We start from the raw sequence: 22,584 nt of genomic DNA on the forward strand, positions 1-22,584 counted from the left end.
CAACTTCAACTATCGTTTTTTAGATAGATGATGCGCTCATGGATGAAACATTATTGTGAACAGACTATTTTCCTCACATGTGATGCCTTTCCGCGCCCTCATCGACGCTTGTTGGAAAGAAAAGTATACCGCCTCACGTTTTACACGTGACCTGATAGCCGGGATTACCGTTGGGATCATTGCGATTCCGCTGGCAATGGCGCTGGCAATCGGCAGTGGCGTAGCACCACAGTACGGCCTGTACACCTCGGCCGTGGCTGGGATTGTCATCGCCCTCACCGGGGGCTCACGCTTTAGCGTATCAGGCCCTACGGCCGCCTTCGTGGTGATTTTGTATCCGGTGTCGCAACAGTTTGGGCTGGCAGGCCTGCTGGTCGCCACGCTAATGTCGGGAATATTCCTGATCCTTTTCGGCCTCGCTCGCTTTGGCCGCCTGATCGAATATATCCCGGTGTCCGTTACGTTAGGCTTTACATCGGGTATTGGTATCACCATCGGTACCATGCAGATTAAAGATTTTCTTGGCCTGCAGATGGCTCATGTCCCGGAGCACTACCTGCAGAAGGTCGGCGCGCTGTTTATGGCCCTGCCAACCATTAACGTTGGCGATGCCGCCATTGGCGTGGTCACGCTGGGGATCCTGATTTTCTGGCCGCGGCTGGGGATCCGTCTGCCAGGCCACCTTCCGGCGCTGCTGGCAGGCTGTGCGGTAATGGGGATTGTTAACCTGAGCGGTGGGCATGTCGCCACTATCGGTTCCCAGTTCCACTACATTCTGGCTGATGGTTCACAAGGCAACGGTATTCCACAGTTGCTACCCCAACTGGTATTGCCGTGGAATATGCCGGAATCAAACTTTACGCTGAGCTGGAGTTCATTGCAGGCGCTGCTACCTGCCGCCTTCTCGATGGCGATGCTGGGGGCGATTGAATCCCTGCTGTGTGCCGTCGTGCTCGATGGAATGACCGGTACGAAGCATAAAGCCAATAGCGAACTGATTGGTCAGGGCCTGGGTAATATTGTCGCCCCGTTCTTTGGTGGTATTACCGCCACCGCCGCGATTGCCCGTTCAGCGGCTAACGTTCGTGCCGGCGCAACGTCGCCAATTTCTGCGGTCATTCACGCGATCCTGGTGATCCTCGCCCTGCTGGTGCTGGCCCCGCTGCTCTCCTGGCTCCCTCTTTCAGCGATGGCTGCCCTGCTGCTGATGGTGGCATGGAACATGAGCGAAGCGCATAAAGTGGTGGATCTGCTGCGCCACGCGCCAAAAGACGACATCATCGTCATGCTGATGTGTATGTCTTTGACGGTGCTGTTCGATATGGTTATCGCCATCAGCGTCGGTATTGTTCTCGCTTCGCTGCTGTTTATGCGCCGTATTGCGCGCATGACGCGTCTGGCTCCGGTCAACGTAGACGTACCAGACGATGTACTGGTACTACGCGTTATTGGCCCACTTTTCTTTGCCGCAGCAGAAGGACTCTTTACCGATCTGGAGTCGCGTATTGCAGGCAAACGCATTGTGGTGCTGAAGTGGGACGCGGTACCGGTGCTGGATGCCGGCGGTCTGGACGCCTTCCAGCGTTTTGTTAAACGCCTGCCGGAAGGTTGTGAGCTGCGTATCAGTAACCTGGAGTTCCAGCCGCTACGCACCATGGCACGCGCGGGTATCCAACCCATCCCTGGTCGTCTGACGTTCTTCCCGAACCGCGATGCCGCGCTGGCTGATATTTAATCATACTATGTTACCGGCTTGCGCAGGCTTGCCGGTAACACTTCTCTTCTGTAAACGAGTCTGAGTTGCTATTATCCAGTTTCCCTGGTTCTGATGATATCTGCAACGATGAACACTGATACTGCATTTATATTCCGTGAAATAACTGAGGCTGATATTTCGGCCGTTCAGTCGTTTATTATCCACCATTTAAATCTCTATTTTAACGCCAACCGACCGGCACCTGAACCGCATACAGATGTATTAAATCTGCGCTCACACTACCTCCATCAACCCCGAAATCTGTTGCTCGGCGCATGGAATAACCGACAACAACTTATCGCTACGCTGGCGGTCTGCCAGTACGATGATCGAATACCGGCACTGCGTGGACGTTATCAATTATCCTCAACCGCTGAAATTTGTCGCTGCTATGTCGCACAGGAATATCGTCGGCAAGGCATAGGCAGCCAACTTGTCCTGCTGGCGGAACAATTTTGCGACCGACAACAATATAAAACACGCTATCTGCACACCCATCATTTTTTACCTGGCGGCTATCAATTTTGGTTACGAAATCACTTTACCGTCTATTTTGATGAAGGTGGCGAACAGCAAATCGTGCACATGGAAAAATACCAATAAAAATGTGACGTCGCGCAAATAATTAAACATCACAATTAATTTTGTTATTAATCGTGGTCTTCTCGACAAAGAAAACATTAATTGATCAACATCAAACAATTCTCATTTAGTTTATCGACATTTGTGCTTCCCACATAATTAATGTCACAACAATAAAATCAACACATTGATTTTATTGAATTAAAAACCAAAAGCAATTTTAAACCTACTTATTCAAGCGGTTGACGAGGCTATTCGATACCGATAAAGTCCCCACCGACAGTATTTCAGAATCTATTGATCATTTTGAAACGGAATATGGTGCGGATTATTTTAATCTTATGCCATAGCTGCCCCCGCAACTGTAAGCGGAAACTGAATATCACTGTGTCGTGAATTATCCACGACCGGTCACTGTAAAGAACGCATTTATGGGAAGGCCGATATTCAGATTGCCGCGAGCCAGGAGACCTGCTGTCAAGGTTGTATACATTGAGTGGACGGGATGGTCCATGGGGTGATTTATTTGACGAATATATAATATAATTTTTGAACAAATTGGCAACAATATGCTTTATTTTCATATTATCTTGCCCGCAGTTCACGATTAGATGTCATCTATCGTCATGTGCCTGTCCCGAATTTATGGAACGAAATGAACCATGACCAGACGTTCAGATTCTGGCATGAACGGGACAACACTAATGCACGCAAAAATAACTTCTGCTTATTGCAAACTTTCACTTCTGGCACTGACTGGCGCAGCACTCTTCCTGACCAGCAATATGGCTTCTGCGGCTAAAACAGAATATCCACTGACGATCAAAAACTGTGGTAGGGATATTACGTTTAATCATGCGCCAAAACGCGTGACTACCGTTGGACAAAACAGTACTGAAATCCTCTATTCCCTGGGTCTGGCCGATCGTGTTGTTGGGACATCACTGTGGTTTGGTCCGGTACCTGAACAGTACAAAGCGGCGAATGACAAGATTGCGGTCATTGCGCAAAACATCCCGAGTTTCGAAGGGATTATTGCGAAAAAACCGGATCTGGTGGCCAGTCAGTTTGAATGGCAGATTGGCCCTGCAGGCACAGTTGCCTCTTACGAACAATTTAGCGAATTACACGTTCCGGTTTATACCGCCCCAGCCGATTGCGCCAAAGACAACGAAGACGGCGGTGACGGCGTGCGTAAGAGCATGTTTGATATCGCCATGGTCTATCAGGAAATTGCCGACCTGGCGAAAATTTTTGATATGCAGGATAAAGGCGATGAGCTAATTGCCAGCCTGAAAGCACGTGAAGCCGCCGCGAAAGCGAAGATTGCCGGTATGGACAACAACGTATCTACCGTCTTTTGGTTCTCCAGCGCCGACCTGCAGCTTGACCCCTATGTCGCCGGGAAATTTGGCCCCGCGGCGTGGATAGCGCAATCTCTTGGGGTGAAAAATGTCATTGATTCCGCTGAGGAGTGGCCAACGGTAGGTTGGGAAACCATTGCCAAAGCCAACCCATCGGTCATCGTCCTCGGCGAGATGGGCCGTCGCCGCTTCCCGGCCGATGACTGGAAAGTCAAAATGGAATACCTCACATCCGATCCTGTTACCCGGCTGATCCCGGCAGTGAAAGAAAACCACCTGCCGGTGATCGACGTGCAGACCATGAACGCGGGTATCAGAACCATTGACGGGCTGGAAAAACTCGCCGATGCGCTGGTGCAATATGGCCTGGCGCACCCTCAGACGACTCACTAACTCTCGTCGCGCGTTATGCCTTATGCGGGCATAGCGCCCTTTCGTATCCCGGGAAGTCGTAAATAATGAGCGAATTACGCAGGACGCGCCATGCCATGAGCCAGCTTGCTGGCCGGACGCTGTTCCACGCGCTGTGGGTCAGCATGGTGATGTGCGGCGTCCTTCTGGCGGGCATTTCAATCGGTGAGACGGTTATCCCGTGGCGGCATGTCAGCCATACGCTGGCAAACCGCTTGTTTGATACACAGTATACGGTGGATGCGCTTGATGCCGGGATTATCTGGAACTACCGCCTGACCCGTGCGCTGGTTTCCGCCTGCTGCGGAGCCTGTCTGGCGGTCTCAGGCGTGGTTCTCCAGTCGCTGCTGCGCAATGCGCTGGCCGAACCTTACCTGCTGGGGATTTCTGCCGGAGCCTCAACGGGCGCGGTGCTCATTGCCCTGACCGGACTTGGCGCAGGGATCATTTCCATGTCGCTTGGCGCGTTTATTGGCGCACTGACGGCATTTTTGTTTGTCGCGCTATTAGCCATGGCGGCAAGGGGCAAAAGCGGCTCGGCCACCACGCAAATCATTCTCGCCGGGATTGCCAGTTCGCAGCTGTTCAATGCCATTACCTCACTCATCATTACGCGTTCAGCCAATGCCGAACAGGCTCGTGGCATCATGTTCTGGCTGCTGGGCAATCTCAGCGGGGTACGCTGGCCGGATGTCGTGCTGGCCATCCCTACTGCGCTGATTGGCATCGTCGTTTGCTTTTGCTACGCCCGCCATCTGGATGCATTCTCATTTGGCGCGGAATCGGCGGCATCGCTGGGCATTCCCGTTAAAGGCACCCGTGGCGTACTGATTGCCGCCGTGACAGGGATGACGGCCATCATGGTGTCAATCGTCGGCGCCATTGGCTTTGTCGGACTGGTCATTCCCCATGCTGCGCGGTTACTGGTGGGAAATCAGCACCATCGCCTATTGCCCGTCAGCGCTCTTACTGGCGCCATTTTCCTTATCGTCGCGGATGTTATTTCACGCACCTTGCTTCCAGGACAGGTCTTGCCGATCGGCGTGATTACCGCACTGGTCGGCGCACCTGCATTTGCCATCATTTTGATACGAGGGAATCCGGGGAAATGACCGCTAATCCTGTGGTAAACGCCCAGCATCTGTACTGGGAGGTCAAAGGCAAAGCCATCGTCAATGATGTCTCTTTTCAGGTCTCGCACGGTGAGTTTGTCGGTATTATCGGCCCCAATGGTTCCGGGAAAACGTCGCTGATTTCGCTCCTGGCGGGTTTACTGAAACCGTCTTCCGGGCACGTTACGCTAAATCACCAGGATATTCGTCGCTATTCACGCCGCCATCTGGCGCAAAAGGTGGCACTGGTTGAACAACAGGCTGAAACCAGCGAGCGTCTTACCGCTATTCAGGCGGTTTCGCTTGGTCGCACGCCATGGCTGAGCCTGCTGTCGCCGTGGTCGAGGAAAGACGACGATATTGTGCAGACGATGCTGGAAAAAGTCTCCCTACAAAACATGCAGCATCGCTGCTGGCATACCTTCTCCGGCGGAGAGCGTCAACGTCTGCACATCGCCAGAGCGCTGGCACAGCAGCCGCAGGTACTGCTGATGGATGAGCCGACAAACCATCTTGATATCCAGCATCAGATTGGCCTGCTCAATCTGGTTAAACGTGAAAAACTCACCGTCATCGCCGCCCTACACGACCTGAATCATGCGGCGATGTTCTGCGACCGCATCATGGTGATGAAGGCTGGACAACTGGCGATGCAGGGGCGTCCTGCCGCCATTTTTACCCGTGAAAATCTTAACAGCTGGTTTGGCATCGACGCGATTGTCGAACACGCGCCCGACGACGCAAGCTGTTTTATCCGTTACCAACGCCCCGCGTAAACACTGAAAGGAACCGCAATGAAACGTGTTAAGCAAAGTTTGCAAATCTTATGCCTGTTAGCCTTCACCTCGACGGCTTTTGCACAAACCTACGAAGTGCTGATGAAAAACCGCGGTACAGGCGGCCCGATGGTTTATGAGCCGGACTATCTGGCTATCCAGCCTGGTGATAGCGTGAAGTTTATCCGCAAACATAAGAGCCACAATGCCGCGTCGATTGCCGAACTCTCTCCCGCCGGATACCCCGGTTTTATCGGCAAAATCGATGAAGAGATTGAAGTGAAATACGACAACGCTGGTTTCTACGGCATCAAATGTTCACCGCACTACGCGCAGGGCATGATCATGCTGATTAAAGTCGGCGACGCCGTGTTACCCGACAGCTACCGCGCGTTCAAAGCCCCTGGTCTTGCCGATAAGCGTTTTCAGGAAATTTATACCCGCCTCGATAAACAGTAACGCGGTCATAAAGGGAGAATAACGGTGGTGGATAAAAAAACGCTTAGCGAAACAATCCAAACTCAGCGACGCGATTGCCTGTGCAAGCTGACGAAATTTGTCGGCGCAGCGGGCGTGACCGCCGCCGTCTGGCCACTCATTTCCGCGCTGGGTCCGGATGATAAAACGGTGGCGGAAAATGAACCTGTTGATGTCTCCCTCGCTGGCGTAACAGCAGGCCAGACGGTGAAGCGTATCTGGCAGGGAAAACTGATCCTGATTCGCCACCGCACGGCGGAGGAGATCGCCGCGGCGCGGCAAGCTGACCTGCGTCTACTGGCCGATCCACAGGCGGATAGCGAGCGGGTGGCAGCGGCACATCCCCAGTGGCTGGTAGTACAAGGTTACTGCCCCCACGCTGGTTGTGTACCCAATTCCAACCCCAACGGACAAGGCTGGGTCTGCCCGTGTCATGGTTCCGAGTTCGATACCTCCGGGCGCGTAACGCGAGGCCCGGCGACGGCGAATCTGGCCATCCCTGACTTTAGCGTGTCAGCTGACGGCCTGAGTCTGCGAATTGGTACGAAGGATGCCTGAGATGAAATCCGCTTATCCGTCACCCCCCTGGTATCACCTGCAGTTTCGTCTTCCCGTCCCCCGCTCGGTCGCTGGCGTGTGGATCTTTGCTATCGGTCTCATATTGCTGGTCATGCTGGGCGTGCAAATGCTCTCCGGTATCGTGCTGGCTATGTTCTATGTGCCTACAGCGGGATCCGCTTTTGACTCTATTGTTCATATTCTGCGCGCGGTCAGACACGGTGAGCTGGTGCGCAATCTGCATGCTATTGGCGCATCGCTTTTTTTCTTCGCCTGTTATCTGCATATTTTCCGGGCAATGTATTACAACGTCTACCGCAAACCCTATCTGAAGATGTGGGCAATCAGCGTGACGCTGTATGTGCTGTTGATGATCACTGCGTTTCTCGGCTATAGCCTGATTTGGGGGCAAAAAAGCTACTGGGCCGCTACGGTCATCACCAGTTTCGCCCGGGCGATACCGTTTATTGGCGATACGCTATATACCTTTTTAGTCGGTGGTTATATGCCCGGCACGCCGACATTAGGCCGTTTTTATGTCCTTCACTTTATCATTCCCTTCGCCATTGTCGTGGTTACGATATTGCACATCCGTACCGTCCAGTCGGCGTTTGCCCACGCGCGGAAGAAAACATTTTCGCCCAAAGAGTCTCAGCGTTTGTTGTTCGATTTTCGCATCACCGAAAGCGATGCTATCAAACTCACCCTCTTTTTAATGTTGTTCGCCTGGTTTCTGTTTTTCGCGCCGCACTATCTCAGCAGCGCCGATAACTTTATTCCGGCAGACCCGACACTCACACCGGCTATCGTCGCACCTGAATGGTACTTCCTGCCTTTCTTCTCCATTTTGCGCTGCTTCCCCAATGAACTGGCAGGCATCACTGCGATGTGCGCTGCGGTACTGATTTTCTATCTTCTCCCCTGGCTGGATACGTCACACGCGCGGTTTCGCAATAACAGTCGGCTGGTTAAAACCTTTTTTTGGCTTTGGGTCGCCAATGCGCTCTTTTTGGGTTGGTTGGGTTCAAAAGCATTGGTTGGGCCGGACTTAGTTGAGGGTTTTAGCGATGACGATGGCTGGACACGCGCGGCGTCTCAGCTTTCAACAGTTATTTATTTTGCATGGTTTCTGCTTGTGCTGCCGTGCCGACGTTTACTGGAACGACAGGACTGACATCATGGCGCGATTTCTAACCACTGTAACTCTGACTCTGGCTCTTTTCTTGAGCAACGCGATTTGCGCACAGCTACCCACCGCGCAGACATGGTCGTTTAGCGGCATGAACGGTAAACACGATAGCGAACAACTGCGACGCGGGCTGCAGGTCTATGAAGAGAAATGCCGGGCCTGCCACGGTATGAAATATCTCACTTTCAAAACGTTAACTAAAGCTGGAGGGCCACAACTCAGTGAGGCGGAGGCCAAAACACTGGCCAGCGGCTACGTCTTCGCGACAATTGAAGACGACGGTCAACCCGGCGAACGGGAAGGCAATCTGAACGATGTTTTCGCGTCACCTTATCTGAATGAACAGGAAGCAAAATACCTTAATAATGGCGCGCTGCCGGTTGACCTGAGCTATATCGTTCGAGCACGGACCTACGACCGCGGGTTTCCGCGCTTTTTACTGGATGCGTTCACCCCCTACACCGAGCAAGGCGCTGATTACGTTTATGCGCTGCTGACCGGGTATGCAACCGATGACCCGGAGATGAAAACCAACCGTTTTTTCCCTGGCGGGATGATTAATATGCCCAAACCGTTGGCTGACAATGACATCACCTGGGCTATGCAAACGCATGTTCCCCAAACGGAAGAACAGTACGCACGAGATGTCACCGCGTTTCTGGCGTGGGCCGCTGACCCGCAGCTTGAGAGTAGAAAACATCAGGGAGCGGTCGTTATGGGATATCTGGCGAGTATGCTGGCGTTATTAGCACTGTTACAGCGCAGGCGATCCCGCTCGCGCAGCAACGAGAAAAACTAACGACCAGTCAGCGAAACGCTGGCTGGTCTGCAGGTTATGTCAGCTCTTAGCTGTGGCGTTGGCTATCATTACGACGGCAGCGTTTGTCGTAATGGCGAACCCACCAGTAGCGGTCACTGATTTGCTCATGTCCACCGACGCGGGCACCCGCCAGCCAGAGGACGCCGCCAACAAAAATACTTAGCACGGCACCATGTGCGAAAAACTGTGGCAGATTAAATTGCGGTAACTGGTTTAAAATAGAGTAACCAACACCGCCGACCATCACCACCAACCCTAAAGCCATGAGCACGTTACCGAGTAACGAAGCGTTTTTGCGTTTCATGTGTCACCTCCGGAACTTTGGGTTGTTACAGGGAATACCCCTAATCCTTATGTGTAAAGTATAGACAACACTGTCATTCGCAAGTGCGCCTGTGATCACAAATACAAACACCAACGCAACAAAACTTTACAAATAAGCTACTGAACACCCTCAAATTCCAATAGTCCATTCCCGCAATTATTCTGTTTTCGGTGCGCCCCTCGCAGTTTTTTGTCAAGCGCGTCGGCAAACAGTAAACTACACGCCGGTTATAGACACACTCAGGACAAATTACGTGGCGATTAAATTGATTGTCGGCCTGGCGAATCCCGGCGCAGAGTATGCGGCAACGCGACATAATGCAGGCGCATGGTACGTCGATTTACTGGCAGAGAGACTCCGGGCCCCCCTGCGCGATGAGCCGAAATTCTTCGGTTACACCTCCAGAGTCACGCTCGAAGGTGAAGATGTCCGCTTGCTGGTACCGACCACATTTATGAATCTGAGCGGCAAAGCCGTTGGCGCGATGGCCAGCTTTTATCGCATTAACCCTGATGAAATTCTGGTCGCCCACGATGAATTAGATCTGCCGCCCGGCGTCGCCAAATTTAAGCTGGGCGGTGGTCATGGCGGACATAATGGCCTGAAAGACATCATCAGCAAGTTAGGCAATAACCCTAACTTTCATCGTTTACGCGTTGGAATCGGCCATCCGGGCGATAAAAATAAAGTTGTCGGTTTTGTTTTAGGCAAACCGCCTGTTTCAGAACAGAAGTTAATTGATGAAGCCATTGACGAAGCGGCACGTTGTACCGAGATTTTATTCAAAGATGGACTGACCAAAGCAACGAGCCGGTTACACACCTTTAAAGCGCAATAAGCAGCGATGTGCGGCATTTTTCTCGCGTGCTGTGTATAATAGGCAGAGTTATTTACTTTTCTACAATCTGTTTTCCATAACAGGTTGAATATCAAAAGATTAAGGTGATTTAAACATGGGATTCAAATGCGGTATCGTCGGTTTGCCAAACGTAGGCAAATCCACCCTGTTCAACGCGCTCACAAAAGCGGGTATTGAAGCGGCAAACTTCCCGTTCTGTACTATCGAGCCGAACACGGGTGTTGTCCCGATGCCCGATCCTCGTCTGGATCAACTGGCCGAAATCGTCAAACCGCAGCGTATCCTGCCAACCACAATGGAATTCGTGGATATCGCGGGCCTGGTAAAAGGCGCATCCAAAGGTGAAGGTCTGGGTAACCAGTTCCTGACCAACATTCGTGAAACCGAAGCTATCGGTCACGTTGTTCGCTGCTTCGAAAACGACAACATCATCCACGTGAACAACAAAGTGGACCCGGCTGACGACATCGACGTTATCAACACCGAACTGGCGCTGTCCGATCTCGATACCTGCGAGCGTGCTATCCACCGCGTACAGAAGAAAGCCAAAGGCGGTGATAAAGACGCTAAAGCTGAACTGGCCGCACTGGAAAAATGCCTGCCGCAGTTGGAAAACGCCGGTATGCTGCGTGCGCTGAAAAACCTGACTGACGAAGACAAGGCAGCCATCAAATACCTGAGCTTCCTGACGCTGAAGCCAACCATGTATATCGCCAACGTGAACGAAGACGGTTTTGAAAACAACCCGTACCTCGATAAAGTTCGCGAAATCGCCGACGCTGAAGGTTCTGTCGTGGTTGCCGTTTGTGCCGCTGTTGAAGCGGACATCGCTGAACTCGACGATGCTGACCGTGACGAATTTATGGCTGAACTGGGTCTGGAAGAGCCTGGCCTGAACCGCGTTATCCGCGCAGGCTACGAACTGCTGAACCTGCAGACCTACTTCACCGCGGGCGTGAAAGAAGTCCGTGCGTGGACCATCCCTGTCGGCGCAACCGCTCCGCAGGCAGCCGGTAAGATCCACACCGACTTCGAGAAAGGCTTTATCCGTGCACAAACTATCGCGTTTGAAGACTTCATCACCTATAAAGGTGAGCAAGGCGCGAAAGAAGCCGGCAAGATGCGTGCAGAAGGTAAAGATTACATCGTTAAAGATGGCGATGTGATGAACTTCCTGTTTAACGTCTAAATCATTTCTGTTGTCTGATGAGGCTCCATCGAACCTCATCAGTCCAGAGAGACAAAAAAACCACGCGATTGCGTGGTTTTTTTGTCTCTCTGGTTTGCTCAGAACAGCCGTATTACATTCCCTGATACAAAGGACCTTCGCCTCCCTGAGGAGCCGTCCAGGTGATATTTTGCGTTGGGTCTTTAATATCACAGGCCTTACAGTGCAGGCAGTTCTGCGCATTAATTTGCAGATGAGGTTGCTGCTCAAGCTCAACTATTTCATAGACACCCGCCGGACAGTAACGTGTCTCCGGGGCCGCGTACAACGGCAGATTGACCGTGAGCGGGATACGCTCATCTTTCAACCTCAAATGACAGGGCTGATCTTCTTCATGGTTAGTATTCGACAAAAACACCGATGAAGAGCGGTCGAATGTCAGCACGCCGTCAGGCTTTGGATAGTTAATCTTCGCCTCGCTGGAGGCGGGTTTGAGTGCCTGATGATCGCTTTGTTTCAGTGTTAACGTCCACGGTGTATGGCCTTTCAATAACAGTTGTTCCGCACCAAATAAGAGAGAGCCTGTATACAGCCCCTTCTTCATATAGGGTTTAAAGTTACGCGTTTGGTATAGTTCGCGGTACAGCCAACTGTCCTGGAAGCCCTGCTGATAAACCGCGGTCAGAGTCGCTTCATCTGCCAGATACTGCCCCTGAACCTGCGCGATATCTAAAGCCTCGAGAGTCGCCCGGGCAGCCAGCATTCCACTTTTAATCGCGCAGTGGCTGCCTTTGATTCGTGCGGCGTTTAAAAATCCAGCGTTATCACCGAGAAGCGCCCCCCCTCTAAAGCTCAGTATCGGCAGTGATGACAATCCTCCCGCAACCATCGTTCTGGCGCCATAGCTGAGGCGCTTCCCCTGTTGCAGATGCGCAGAAATGGCCGGATGCGTTTTCAAACGTTGAAACTCTTCAAACGGTGACAACCACGGATTACTGTAATTCAGCCCAACAACCAATCCCACCGCGACCAGGTTATCGCCATAATGGTAGACAAAGCCACCGCCGTAGGTTGCAGTACCCAACGGCCAACCCGCACAATGCACCACCAGCCCCGGTTGATGCTGTTCTGGGGGAACTTGCCACACTTCTTTCAACCCCAGTCCGTAGGTCTGGGGGGCGCTATCCCGGTCTAGTGCGAACGTCTCAATTACTGTTTTTCCTAGCTGCCCGCGGCATCCTTCAGCAAAAAGCGTGGTTCTGGCGAGCAAGTTGATCCCTTGCTGATACTGCCCGGTTGGCTGACCTGATTTGTCCAGTCCCATATCACCGGTAGCGACACCGATTACTGCACCCTGTTCATCATAAAGCACCTCAGTCCCCGTAAATCCGGCAAAGACTTCGACGCCCAGTTGTTCCGCCTGCTGGGCAAGTGTCTGGCACACCAGGCCAAGGCTCCCAATCACATTGCCATGATTTTTAAAGCATTCAGGTAACAATGCTTGCGGTACACGAATCTGCTTTTGGGCACCCAAAAACAAAAAACGATCTTCCGTCACTGGCGTTAGCGGTAATGACAGCTTTTGTTGCCAGCCCGGCAGCAGTTCATTCAATCCAACAGGATCGATGACCGCTCCGGACAATATATGTGCACCAATGCTGGCTCCTTTGTCGATCAGGCAAACGGAAAGCGTTTGCTGGCGCTGTCCCGCCAGTTGCTGCAGATGAATCGCCGCCGCCAGCCCCGATGGACCGCCCCCTACAATCAGGACATCAAACTCCATTGCCTCACGGTTCTTTTGGGTGTCGAGCGCTGACCTGTCTGGATGCATATGTCCTCCTGAGAAAGAAAAAACGTTATGGGGTCTGGCGGGTTACGCCAGCGCTTTCTCCAGCTCGGGTAAAATCTGGAACAGATCGCCTTCGATACCGTAATCTGCAATCTGGAAAATCGGCGCCTCTTTATCTTTATTAATGGCGACAATCAATTTGCTTTCTTTCATGCCCGCCAAATGTTGTATCGCACCGGAAATACCTACGGCGATATAGAGGTCGGGGGCAATAATTTTACCGGTCTGCCCAACCTGATAATCATTAGGCACAAAACCGGCGTCAACGGCTGCACGGGATGCGCCAATTGCTGCGCCAAGCTTGTCGGCAATGGTCTCAATAAGTTGAAAATTCTCTTTCGCACTCAGTCCGCGCCCCCCCGAAATGACGATTTTTGAGGTACTCAGTTCCGGACGAGAAAACGGCGTAAGTGATTGGCTCACATGGCGTGACAATGCCAGCGCGGCGGTTGGTTGAACCGGCGTTACCCGTACGTCATTCCCGGCATGTTGCGATGGCGTGAAGGCTGAACCGCGCACGGTAATGACCAGTTGTCCGCCATTATTGCGCACCGTTTCCAGGGCATTACCTGCATAAATTGGACGCACAAACGTATTTGCATCGCAGACTTCGGTGATATCAGAAATTTGTGCGACATCCAGCATTGCCGCCAACCGCGGTGCGATATTTTTTCCGTATCCGGTCGCCGGTAAAAGTACATGGGTGAAATCAGTCACCAGGGGAACAACCGCTGCGCACACTTCTTCCGCCAGAAGGCTGGCGTAATGAGGGGCGTCACAAACCAGTATTTCCGTGATCCCACCGAGGGTTCGCGCGGCATCCACAACGTTTTGGCACTGATGGCCCACAATCAGCAAGTGAACCCTCCCCTCGCCGCCGGCAGCAATGTGCTGCGCCGCAGTGAGTGTTGTCAGGGTGCTGCTTTTGAGCGTCTGATTATCGTGTTCGGCAATAACAAGAATTGATGTCTGACTCATTTCGGCATCCTCTGAGAATTAAATGGCTTTGTGTTCTTTCAGCACCGCAACCAGTTGGGCCGCATTTTCCAGCCACTGACAGCGGGTATTGCGTTTTTTCGGCTCGGTGATATTGAGGGTGGTTAACTGCTTCGAGGGTAGAAAATCCATAGATGCCAATGAGATAATCTCCAGAGGTTTATTCTTCGCTTTCATAATATTCGGCAGGCTCGGGTAACGAGGTTGATTCAGGCGCAGATCGGCAGTTACCACCGCAGGTAGTGCCAGGGAGAGCACCTCTAAACCGCCGTCGATTTCCCGGGTAACCGTAATACGTCCGTCATCGGTCACATCCAGCGCCGATGCAAAGGTTGCCTGACTGCACGCCAGCAATCCGGCCAGCATTTGCCCGGTCTGGTTGGCGTCATTATCAATCGCTTGCTTGCCCAGCAGGATGAGCTGAGGTTCTAGCTGGACGACAAGTCGCTGGAGTATTTTCGCGATGTCCAATGAACCGAATGTTGCCCCCTGTTCGGTTTCCACCAACAGCGCCTTGTCAGCGCCGCGGGCCAGCGCATTGCGTAGCGTTTCCTGAGAAGAAAGATCCCCGACTGAAACAACAACGACTTCACTTGCCACGCCGGCTTCTTTCAGACGCACCGCCTCTTCCAGCGCAATTTCGTCAAAAGGGTTCATCGACATTTTGACGTTTTCCAGCTCAGCACCGGTTCCATCAGCTTTGATGCATATTTTGACGTTATGGTCGATAACACGTTTCACGCCCACTAAGATTTTCATTTCGTATTCCTTCTGTTTTGTATGAGCGAGAAAACTAACGCTCTTCAGGCAAAATCAGTGCCGGTGCGATAGAGGGCGGCCAGAACCGCGTAGCCACAAAATAGACCACTCCGGTTGCCAGCAGGCCAACAATCCAGGAGATATCAGTCCCGCCCAGGCTTTCAACGAGTGAGCCGGTATAAAAGCTGGTCGCGATAAACGGTAACTGGACGACAATACCGAACAGATAAGTGAGGATGCCGGTCATGTTCCAGCGACCATAGCGTCCGTTAGGATCAGAGAGTGCGGGCAAGTCATAGCGCCCTTTGGTGACAAGGTAGTAATCCACCAGGTTAATCGCACTCCACGGGGTGAAGAAGGCCAATAAAAACAACAAGAATGCGGTAAACAACTTGAGAAATTCATGCTGTCCTAACAAACCGATCAGCGTAGAGAACCCCACCATGAGAATGATGAAAAACAGACGCATACCGGGTGATACGCTATGTTTTCCACGGAAGCCGCTGACAATAGTGGCGAGTGACATAAAACTGCCATAGGCATTCAGTGCAGTAATGGTGACCTTACCAAAGAAGATGCCGAGGAATAACAGACCGGCAATAACCCCTGTACTGCCAAGGCCGACAATGTACGCAACTTCATGACCCGCAAACTGTTTCCCTGCGATTGCGGCAGCAAAAACCCCCAGCACCATGGATGCCTGAGTCCCCACGACGCTACCCAGTCCGACAGCGAAAAATGCTTTTGCGGTAGACGTGTTGCTCGGTAAATAGCGCGAATAGTCGGCAACATAGGGGCCAAACGCTATCTGCCATGATGCTGAAAGGGACATCGCCAGCAAGAAATTGGTCAGTGTAAAGTGACGATTTTCCAGCAATATCTGAACATCATAGCCATAGAGAATTTTAAAAAAGAGGTAAAAGAAGATGACGATACCCACCACACTCGCCAGTTTCCCCAGCCCGTGGATCACGCGGTAACCGCAAACCGTAATGGTGATAATCACGACACCAAATATCAGAATACCAAACCAGTCACTCACGTTGACGAGCTGCGCGATGGCCTGACCAGCGAGTACCGTCCCCCCCGCGGAAAAACCCACGTACATCATGCAGACCAGGATTATCGGCAACACTGCACCGTATACGCCAAACTGCACCCGGCTCGATATCATCTGTGGAAGACCCAGTTTCGGTCCCTGCGCAGCATGGAGCGCCATCACTGCGCCACCGAGTACCTGTCCGACGAATAATCCAATCAGCGACCAGAACACATCACCGCCCAACACCACGGCCAATGCACCGGTAACAATTGCTGTAATTTGCAGGTTGGCGCCAAACCACAGCGTAAACTGACTGAACAAACTGCCGTGTCGTTCAGCCTCAGGAATGTAGTCAATAGAGCGTGACTCAATTAACGGAGCCACGGCTGCAGGCTTTACATGTTGTTGTGTACTGTCGTCAATGTTCATGATGCATGCTTCCTCACGTTATAGAACGAACCTGGAAATGGTGCTTTTACCCATCGAATTTCCAGGCCGGGAACAGCCTGGAGCATGCAATCCCGCACGCACTTTGCTCTACCGTTTGGTCATGCCTAACGGTTGTTCAGCAAGCTTCTTGAGATAATGATTTTTTGTATTTCCGACGTGCCTTCGAAGATGCGCAGGATGCGGGCATCCCGGACATAACGTTCCAGGGGAAGATCGCGGATGTAGCCATAGCCACCATGTAACTGAAGTGCGGCATCCGTGACAAAACCGGCACATTCTGCGGCAAACAATTTGGCGGTCGCTGAATCAAGGCTGAAACGTTGCCCGCTATCGCGCTTTTCCGCTGCTTGCCAGGTCAGCATCCGTGCGGCCTGTAACTGGGTATGCATATCCGCCAGTCGCCATTGCGTTCCCTGATAGGCCATCAATGGTTTCGGACCAATCTGTCGGTCATGCACCCACTGCAAACAACTCTCCATTGCCGCGCTGGCAATACCCAGTGACATTGCAGCAACTTCAACACGCCCACGATCAAGCACTTCCATCGCCGTTGCGAATCCCTGGCCTTCTTTACCCAGCAGCGCGGACTGAGGAAGCCAGCAATCTAAGGACAGTTCATAAATAGTGCTGCCACGTAGCCCCATGGTTTTTTCCGGGCTGGAGAACACGACGCCGCCGGTGTCTTTCGGGATAATGAACGCGCTGATACCGTTATGCCCCTCTGCCGGAGCCGTTTTCGCATACAGCACAATGAAGTCAGCTTCCCGGGCATTCGTGATGTAGTGTTTATTGCCCTGGATTCGCCATCCATCAGCCTCACGCTTTGCAACCGTTCGCATATCGGCGGGGTTTGAGCCAGCGGCAGGTTCCGTTAGCGCAAACGCCCCCAACAATTCCCCACTGGCTGCCCGTGGGAGCCAGTGCAGCTTTTGTTCTTCGGTTCCGCCAATCAGAATAGAGTCGGTGGCCAGGAAATGGGCGGTCAGCGCAGAAGCGGTGGAAGCACAGGCGCCAGCAATCGCTTCTACCGCCTGACTCATGGCGACGCTACCCACCCCGAAGCCGCCATAGGCTTCGGGTAAGTTAATGCCCATGCAGCCGAGTTCGCCCAGCGCAGTAAGACTCTCCTGGCAGAAAGCCTCCGTTTCATCATAGTGCTGGGCGCGTGGTTGCAGGACATCCCGGGCGACGCTTGTCACCGCGTCGACAATCGCGCGCTCAGTTTCATTAATTTCAAAGCTCATGCACTGCTCCTGTTGGTAATGAGTGGGTATCTACGCCATAGAGCGCGTTGGCTTCTCCTAATGCCGGAGCCCTATCGATCGCATGGGGTTTATGGCCATTGAAGAACACCGGTTGCACAACTAAAGGGTTGCTCTCATCAGATGGCTGTATCAGTAACTGGCGAACCTGTGCATGTTCGCTTTGTGTCGCCTGCTCCAGGTTATGAATCGGCGAAGCCGGAACACCGGCCTCCAGCAGGAGATCGCAAAGTTCGTCTACGCTAAACGTCATGCTCCAGCGCTCAATGGCTGCTTTTAATTGCTGCTCATTTCGCGTACGGCTCATGTCATCAATGAAGCGGCTATCCGTTGCCAACGCGGGTTGCCCCATGCATTCGCACAACCGCGCATAAAGACGCTGACTGGCTACCGCGATCACCACCAGCCCATCTGCTGCCCGATAGGTATCAAACGGCGTGGAAACAGGATGGCGATTGCCAATCAATCCCGGCGCTTTCCCGTGGGCAAACAAATTCGATAGCCCTGTTACCTGCATGCTGACCAACACGTCCAGCATGGCAACATCGATGTATTGCGCCTCGGGATGATGCCGCTCGCGGGCAAATAACGCGCTGCTGACAGCCCATGCGGCGTAGATCCCGGCACAGACATCACCGAGAGATTCACCACTGCGTGTGGGGCCGCTTTGCGCAAACCCCGTCACGCTCATTAAGCCGGACATCGCCTGAGCAACAATGTCGTAAGCAGGATGTTTGGCCAACGGGCTGTGCTGGCCAAAACCTGAAATACTGGCGTAGATCAGCCGGTCGTTATACTTTTTGAGCGTGTCAAAATCGATCCCAAGGCGCTGCGTCACGCTTGGGCGAAAGTTCTCCACCACCACGTCCGCTTCTTCGACCAGTTGATAGAAATGCTGCCGGTGTTCCGGACATTTAAAATCCAGCTCAATACTGCGCTTGCCGCGGTTAATCAGGCCGTAATAGACGCTTTCCCCCTTCACAAAGGGGCCAAGGTGGCGGCTATCGTCACCGTGTCCAGGCGCTTCAATTTTAATCACCTCAGCGCCAAGATCGGCCAGCATCGCCGTACAATAAGGGCCAGCCAGTACCCGACTCAGGTCGAGAACACGAACACCGCATAACGGCTGATAATGTGTTTGTTTGCTCATATCACTGTGCATCCTGTGGGTTAGAGGCTTCCAACGGACGTTTTATACTTCCGCCCTGACCGGGAAATACGTCACTATTTTTCCATTGGCAGGTTCAGCCCCTGCTCACGGGCGCATCGTTGCGCTATTTCGTAGCCGGCATCAGCATGGCGCATCACGCCCGTAGCCGGATCGTTGTGCAGAACCCGCACAATACGCTCAGCAGCTTCATCAGTGCCGTCACACACAATCACCATGCCTGAATGTTGCGAGAAGCCCATGCCGACGCCGCCGCCGTGATGCAAAGAAACCCAGGTCGCGCCACTGGCTGTATTCAACAGCGCGTTGAGTAGCGGCCAGTCAGATACCGCATCAGAACCATCCTTCATGGCTTCCGTTTCACGGTTTGGGCTGGCAACGGAACCTGAGTCCAGGTGATCGCGGCCAATGACGATAGGTGCAGAGAGCGCACCGCTGCGGACCATTTCATTGAATGCCAGACCTAATTTGGCGCGCTGTCCGAGGCCAACCCAGCAGATACGTGACGGTAAGCCCTGGAAGCTGATACGTTCGCGAGCCATATCCAGCCACCGGTGCAGATGCTCGTCATCCGGGATGAGTTCTTTGACCATGGCGTCGGTTTTGTAAATGTCTTCCGGGTCGCCAGAGAGCGCCACCCAGCGGAAGGGACCAATTCCGCGGCAGAACAGCGGACGAATATAGGCAGGGACAAATCCAGGGAAATCAAACGCGTTATTCACCCCCATCTCCAGCGCCATCTGACGGATGTTGTTACCGTAGTCAAAAACAGGAATCCCTTGTTTCTGGAACGCCAGCATCGCATTGACATGTTCGGCCATTGAGCGTTTGGCTGCCTGAACAACAACGGAAGGTTCAGTTTTCGCACGTGCGACATAATCGGACCACTGCCAACCCTGAGGTAAATAGCCATTCAATGGGTCATGTGCGCTGGTCTGGTCGGTGACTAAATCCGGACGCACGTTACGACGAACCAGTTCAGGAAGAATGTCGGCGGCGTTAGCACACAGCGCGATAGAAATTGCTTTGCCCTGTTCGGTGTAACGTTTGATGCGTGCCAACGCATCGTCAAGTGAGGTCGCCTGTTCATCGACATAGCGTGTCTTAAGGCGGAAATCGATGCGGCTTTGCTGGCACTCAATGTTCAGAGAACAAGCACCCGCAAGCGTTGCCGCCAGCGGTTGCGCTCCTCCCATCCCCCCTAGGCCCGCGGTGAGGACCCAGCGCCCCTTAAGGCTACCGTTGTAATGCTGGCGAGCGGCTTCAACGAAGGTTTCATAGGTGCCCTGAACGATGCCCTGACTACCGATGTAGATCCAACTACCCGCAGTCATCTGGCCGTACATCGCCAGGCCCTTCGCATCAAGTTCGTTAAAGTATTCCCAGTTCGCCCAATGCGGAACAATGTTGGAGTTGGCGATCAGGACCCGTGGCGCATGGCTGTGGGTTTTAAACACACCCACGGGCTTGCCGGATTGGATCAGCAGCGTCTCATCATCGTTTAGCTGAGTCAGGGTTTCTACGATTTTGTCATAGCACGCCCAGTTACGTGCCGCACGCCCAATTCCGCCATAAACCACGAGTTCATGAGGATTTTCAGCCACCTCCGGGTCGAGGTTATTCATCAGCATCCGTAGCGGAGCCTCAGTTAGCCAACTCTTTGCCGTGAGTTTAGTCCCCCGGGAGGCGCGTACATCAACATGACGAATACGATTTTCAGCGGTCATAGCGATATCCTTGAGTGTTCGGTTGAATAAGGTCATCAACATCTGGTTGGCTCAACCCATATCGCTCAACATTCCCGCAACATGAGTAACATGTAATCAATATATACTTGTATATACATGTACACTCAATAAAATATTTATTCACAAAAACCAGATGGATTTGCAAAACAGAAAACAACAAAAATGCGATTTAAATCAATAAATACAATATGTTAAGTTAAAGTCAAAAAGGATGTGGAGATGAATGGCATTGATCTTGTTCACAAAATAGCCACAAACTACTGATTAAATTTGCGGCATCAGTCACAAACAAAAAACACAATTAATTAACATTTTCAGGGGGGGGGAAGCAGGATGAGGCTCACTCTTCGATACTGCGCAACTCGATGAATGCCCAGTAACCGGAACCATGAATGCCAAGGTCCAGAACGTCAGAGTGTTGAGGTTGAGGTGGAAGTACTGCGCAATCATAACAATGCAGTTGTAATGGCGGCATAGCGGTTGAAGAGAGGATCAAATTCGACGCGGCACAGAAAATGAGTGTCGTAACGCCGGGACGGAGCCGGTATTGCGCTTGCGTGTCGACCGTGTGCCAACTCAGCGTTGCATCAAAACGTTCTGGCTGATAAATAAGATTAAAATCCAGAATCGGTCCATCCACCAGTTCGCTGTCCACGCGGCTATTACCAGAGAATGCCTCGGTGTCGAAAGCATAAAGCGTCACGCCGGAAGCCGCATCAATGCGCAGTGTCATCCCAGTGCCACGCAGTACCGACAGCAGCCGCTGGTATCCCTGATAGCGTGAAAACTCACCGGCCTGTGCCACCTCCGCCATTGAAAGTCGCCACTGAAAATTGTCATCTTCTGGCGGAAAACGCTGAATTTCCCGGGTCATTCCGGCCCCGTTTTTCCACGGCATCAGCCTGTAATCGTCGTAACGCAGCACATGCCATCCATTCATGACGTGAAATGTCCTTTTAAACGATGGCGAGTTCCCGGATACAGCAGTCGGGCATAGCTGACATTAACCTGTTGTGACCAGGTCCGGCGGCAAATAAGCAGGCAAGGCTCATGAGGCGCCAGCTGAAGCCACTTGCTTTGCAGCGCAGTGGCCGACACAGCTTCAACAACATGCTCCCCTTCAGTAAGCGGTGCCAGCCTGTTCAGGTAAATATTCGGTGTTAACTGCGTGAAATCCTGCTGAAGGTACTCCGGCGCTACGTCGGGATTAACAAAACGATCTTCAATCTGAATAGGGACATCATTTTCATAGTGAATGATCGAAGAGTGAAAGATTTCACTTCCGGGCTGCATATTCAATGCCATCGCCTGCTCTCTCGTGGCACTCACTGTCTGCAACTGCATCACAGCGCTACGATGCTGATGATTTCTCGCCTGTATCTCATCGGCAATATTCTGGATCTCGAACAGCGCTGACTGCCTTTTCGGTTCAGCCACAAATGTTCCGACCCCCTGCAATCTGACCAATAACCCTTCTGCTGTCAGTTCCCGCAGGGCGCGATTAATCGTCATTCGACTAAAACCGAGCAATTGAACCAGTTCAGATTCCGAAGGAACACGATCGTTGGGCCGCCACTCACCGCTGTTGATTCTATCCGCGACCATCGCCTTGACTTTGGCATACAGTGGCAGCGGAACGGAGTGCTCAACTGCAAGTTTATGCGACATCAACGTCATTACCTGAATTTCCTTTATCTGGCAAAAAGAGAGCGACTTACCCTCAATCTTAGAGAGAGTTATGCACACTGTATAGCCCACGTCGTTTTTAATTCCGTCCTGAAGCCCGTGGGCATACTTTCGAGTAGCACAAAAAAGAAACGACATACTCACCCGTTGGTATTATTTTTTTGTCGACGGCATCACCTTTTCTCTAAGTAAAATTCATGAGATCAACTGGCGTACGTCTAATACTT

21 protein-coding genes and 1 riboswitch are annotated in these 22,584 nt (G+C 52.3%); of the genes, 11 read left to right on the forward strand and 10 right to left on the reverse strand.

The window, feature by feature from the left end; genetic code table 11:
* The first annotated feature begins 55 nt into the window (after positions 1–55).
* From dauA to RYZ59_RS18745, 9 genes are all read left to right on the forward strand, one after another.
* Positions 56–1,735 (forward strand): C4-dicarboxylic acid transporter DauA, encoded by a 1,680-nt coding sequence (gene dauA / locus RYZ59_RS18705; protein ID WP_318050025.1) that lies wholly within the window; start codon positions 56–58, stop codon positions 1,733–1,735.
* A 108-nt stretch (positions 1,736–1,843) separates the two neighbouring features.
* Positions 1,844–2,359, forward strand: coding sequence for a GNAT family N-acetyltransferase (locus RYZ59_RS18710; RefSeq protein ID WP_318050027.1), 516 nt, complete (start codon positions 1,844–1,846; stop codon positions 2,357–2,359).
* Between the two features lie 242 nt (positions 2,360–2,601).
* Positions 2,602–2,832: riboswitch (cobalamin riboswitch) on the forward strand.
* Between the two features lie 210 nt (positions 2,833–3,042).
* Positions 3,043–4,095: an ABC transporter substrate-binding protein gene (locus RYZ59_RS18715; protein WP_318050029.1), complete on the forward strand. Its 1,053-nt coding sequence runs from the start codon at positions 3,043–3,045 to the stop codon at positions 4,093–4,095.
* A gap of 65 nt (positions 4,096–4,160) precedes the next feature.
* The gene (locus tag RYZ59_RS18720; RefSeq protein WP_318050031.1) at positions 4,161–5,225 is read left to right on the forward strand and encodes an iron ABC transporter permease; all 1,065 of its coding nucleotides are present in this window, start codon (positions 4,161–4,163) and stop codon (positions 5,223–5,225) included.
* Complete coding sequence (locus RYZ59_RS18725) at positions 5,222–6,001, forward strand: ABC transporter ATP-binding protein (protein ID WP_137381679.1); 780 nt, start codon at positions 5,222–5,224, stop codon at positions 5,999–6,001. The genes RYZ59_RS18720 and RYZ59_RS18725 overlap by 4 nt, the downstream gene beginning before the upstream one ends.
* Before the next feature lie 18 nt (positions 6,002–6,019).
* Entirely contained in the window at positions 6,020–6,460 is a 441-nt protein-coding gene (locus tag RYZ59_RS18730) for a pseudoazurin (protein ID WP_202038479.1), read from the forward strand.
* A 24-nt stretch (positions 6,461–6,484) separates the two neighbouring features.
* Complete coding sequence (petA, locus tag RYZ59_RS18735; protein WP_202038478.1) at positions 6,485–7,036, forward strand: ubiquinol-cytochrome c reductase iron-sulfur subunit; 552 nt, start codon at positions 6,485–6,487, stop codon at positions 7,034–7,036.
* A gap of 1 nt (position 7,037) precedes the next feature.
* Positions 7,038–8,210: a cytochrome b gene (locus RYZ59_RS18740; protein WP_318050035.1), complete on the forward strand. Its 1,173-nt coding sequence runs from the start codon at positions 7,038–7,040 to the stop codon at positions 8,208–8,210.
* A gap of 4 nt (positions 8,211–8,214) precedes the next feature.
* Positions 8,215–9,024 carry a cytochrome c1 gene (locus tag RYZ59_RS18745; protein ID WP_271440905.1) on the forward strand — a complete coding sequence of 270 codons (810 nt, stop codon included), beginning with the start codon at positions 8,215–8,217 and terminating at the stop codon, positions 9,022–9,024.
* A 46-nt stretch (positions 9,025–9,070) separates the two neighbouring features.
* Here RYZ59_RS18745 and ychH read toward each other — a convergent pair whose 3' ends face one another.
* Positions 9,071–9,349 carry a stress-induced protein YchH gene (gene ychH, locus RYZ59_RS18750; RefSeq protein ID WP_048211449.1) on the reverse strand — a complete coding sequence of 93 codons (279 nt, stop codon included), beginning with the start codon at positions 9,347–9,349 and terminating at the stop codon, positions 9,071–9,073.
* 274 nt (positions 9,350–9,623) lie between these two features.
* On the opposite strand from ychH, the gene pth reads away from it, so the two are divergent.
* Positions 9,624–10,208, forward strand: coding sequence for an aminoacyl-tRNA hydrolase (gene pth / locus RYZ59_RS18755; RefSeq protein ID WP_003020814.1), 585 nt, complete (start codon positions 9,624–9,626; stop codon positions 10,206–10,208).
* A gap of 115 nt (positions 10,209–10,323) precedes the next feature.
* Complete coding sequence (gene ychF, locus RYZ59_RS18760) at positions 10,324–11,418, forward strand: redox-regulated ATPase YchF (RefSeq protein ID WP_005122324.1); 1,095 nt, start codon at positions 10,324–10,326, stop codon at positions 11,416–11,418.
* Positions 11,419–11,530: 112 nt separating this feature from the next.
* Here ychF and RYZ59_RS18765 read toward each other — a convergent pair whose 3' ends face one another.
* From RYZ59_RS18765 to hutC, 9 genes are all read right to left on the reverse strand, one after another.
* Positions 11,531–13,228: an electron transfer flavoprotein-ubiquinone oxidoreductase gene (locus RYZ59_RS18765; RefSeq protein WP_318050039.1), complete on the reverse strand. Its 1,698-nt coding sequence runs from the start codon at positions 13,226–13,228 to the stop codon at positions 11,531–11,533.
* Positions 13,229–13,270: 42 nt separating this feature from the next.
* Positions 13,271–14,224, reverse strand: coding sequence for an electron transfer flavoprotein subunit alpha/FixB family protein (locus tag RYZ59_RS18770; RefSeq protein ID WP_318050041.1), 954 nt, complete (start codon positions 14,222–14,224; stop codon positions 13,271–13,273).
* Between the two features lie 18 nt (positions 14,225–14,242).
* Positions 14,243–15,001, reverse strand: coding sequence for an electron transfer flavoprotein subunit beta/FixA family protein (locus tag RYZ59_RS18775; RefSeq protein WP_318050042.1), 759 nt, complete (start codon positions 14,999–15,001; stop codon positions 14,243–14,245).
* A 34-nt stretch (positions 15,002–15,035) separates the two neighbouring features.
* Positions 15,036–16,472 carry a cytosine permease gene (locus RYZ59_RS18780; protein ID WP_318050044.1) on the reverse strand — a complete coding sequence of 479 codons (1,437 nt, stop codon included), beginning with the start codon at positions 16,470–16,472 and terminating at the stop codon, positions 15,036–15,038.
* Between the two features lie 125 nt (positions 16,473–16,597).
* Positions 16,598–17,737: an acyl-CoA dehydrogenase family protein gene (locus RYZ59_RS18785; RefSeq protein WP_202038473.1), complete on the reverse strand. Its 1,140-nt coding sequence runs from the start codon at positions 17,735–17,737 to the stop codon at positions 16,598–16,600.
* The gene (locus RYZ59_RS18790; protein WP_249357516.1) at positions 17,727–18,905 is read right to left on the reverse strand and encodes a CaiB/BaiF CoA transferase family protein; all 1,179 of its coding nucleotides are present in this window, start codon (positions 18,903–18,905) and stop codon (positions 17,727–17,729) included. The genes RYZ59_RS18785 and RYZ59_RS18790 overlap by 11 nt, the downstream gene beginning before the upstream one ends.
* Before the next feature lie 74 nt (positions 18,906–18,979).
* On the reverse strand, positions 18,980–20,650 hold the full coding sequence (hutU, locus tag RYZ59_RS18795) for a urocanate hydratase (protein ID WP_318050048.1): 1,671 nt from the start codon (positions 20,648–20,650) through the stop codon (positions 18,980–18,982).
* Positions 20,651–21,011: 361 nt separating this feature from the next.
* Positions 21,012–21,611: a HutD family protein gene (locus RYZ59_RS18800; protein ID WP_318050049.1), complete on the reverse strand. Its 600-nt coding sequence runs from the start codon at positions 21,609–21,611 to the stop codon at positions 21,012–21,014.
* The gene (gene hutC / locus RYZ59_RS18805; protein ID WP_411961735.1) at positions 21,608–22,339 is read right to left on the reverse strand and encodes a histidine utilization repressor; all 732 of its coding nucleotides are present in this window, start codon (positions 22,337–22,339) and stop codon (positions 21,608–21,610) included. The genes RYZ59_RS18800 and hutC overlap by 4 nt, the downstream gene beginning before the upstream one ends.
* Between the last annotated feature and the right edge of the window lie 245 nt (positions 22,340–22,584).

It is taken from the genome of Citrobacter sp. HN-141 (genome assembly GCF_033341895.1).
Taxonomy (GTDB): domain Bacteria; phylum Pseudomonadota; class Gammaproteobacteria; order Enterobacterales; family Enterobacteriaceae; genus Citrobacter.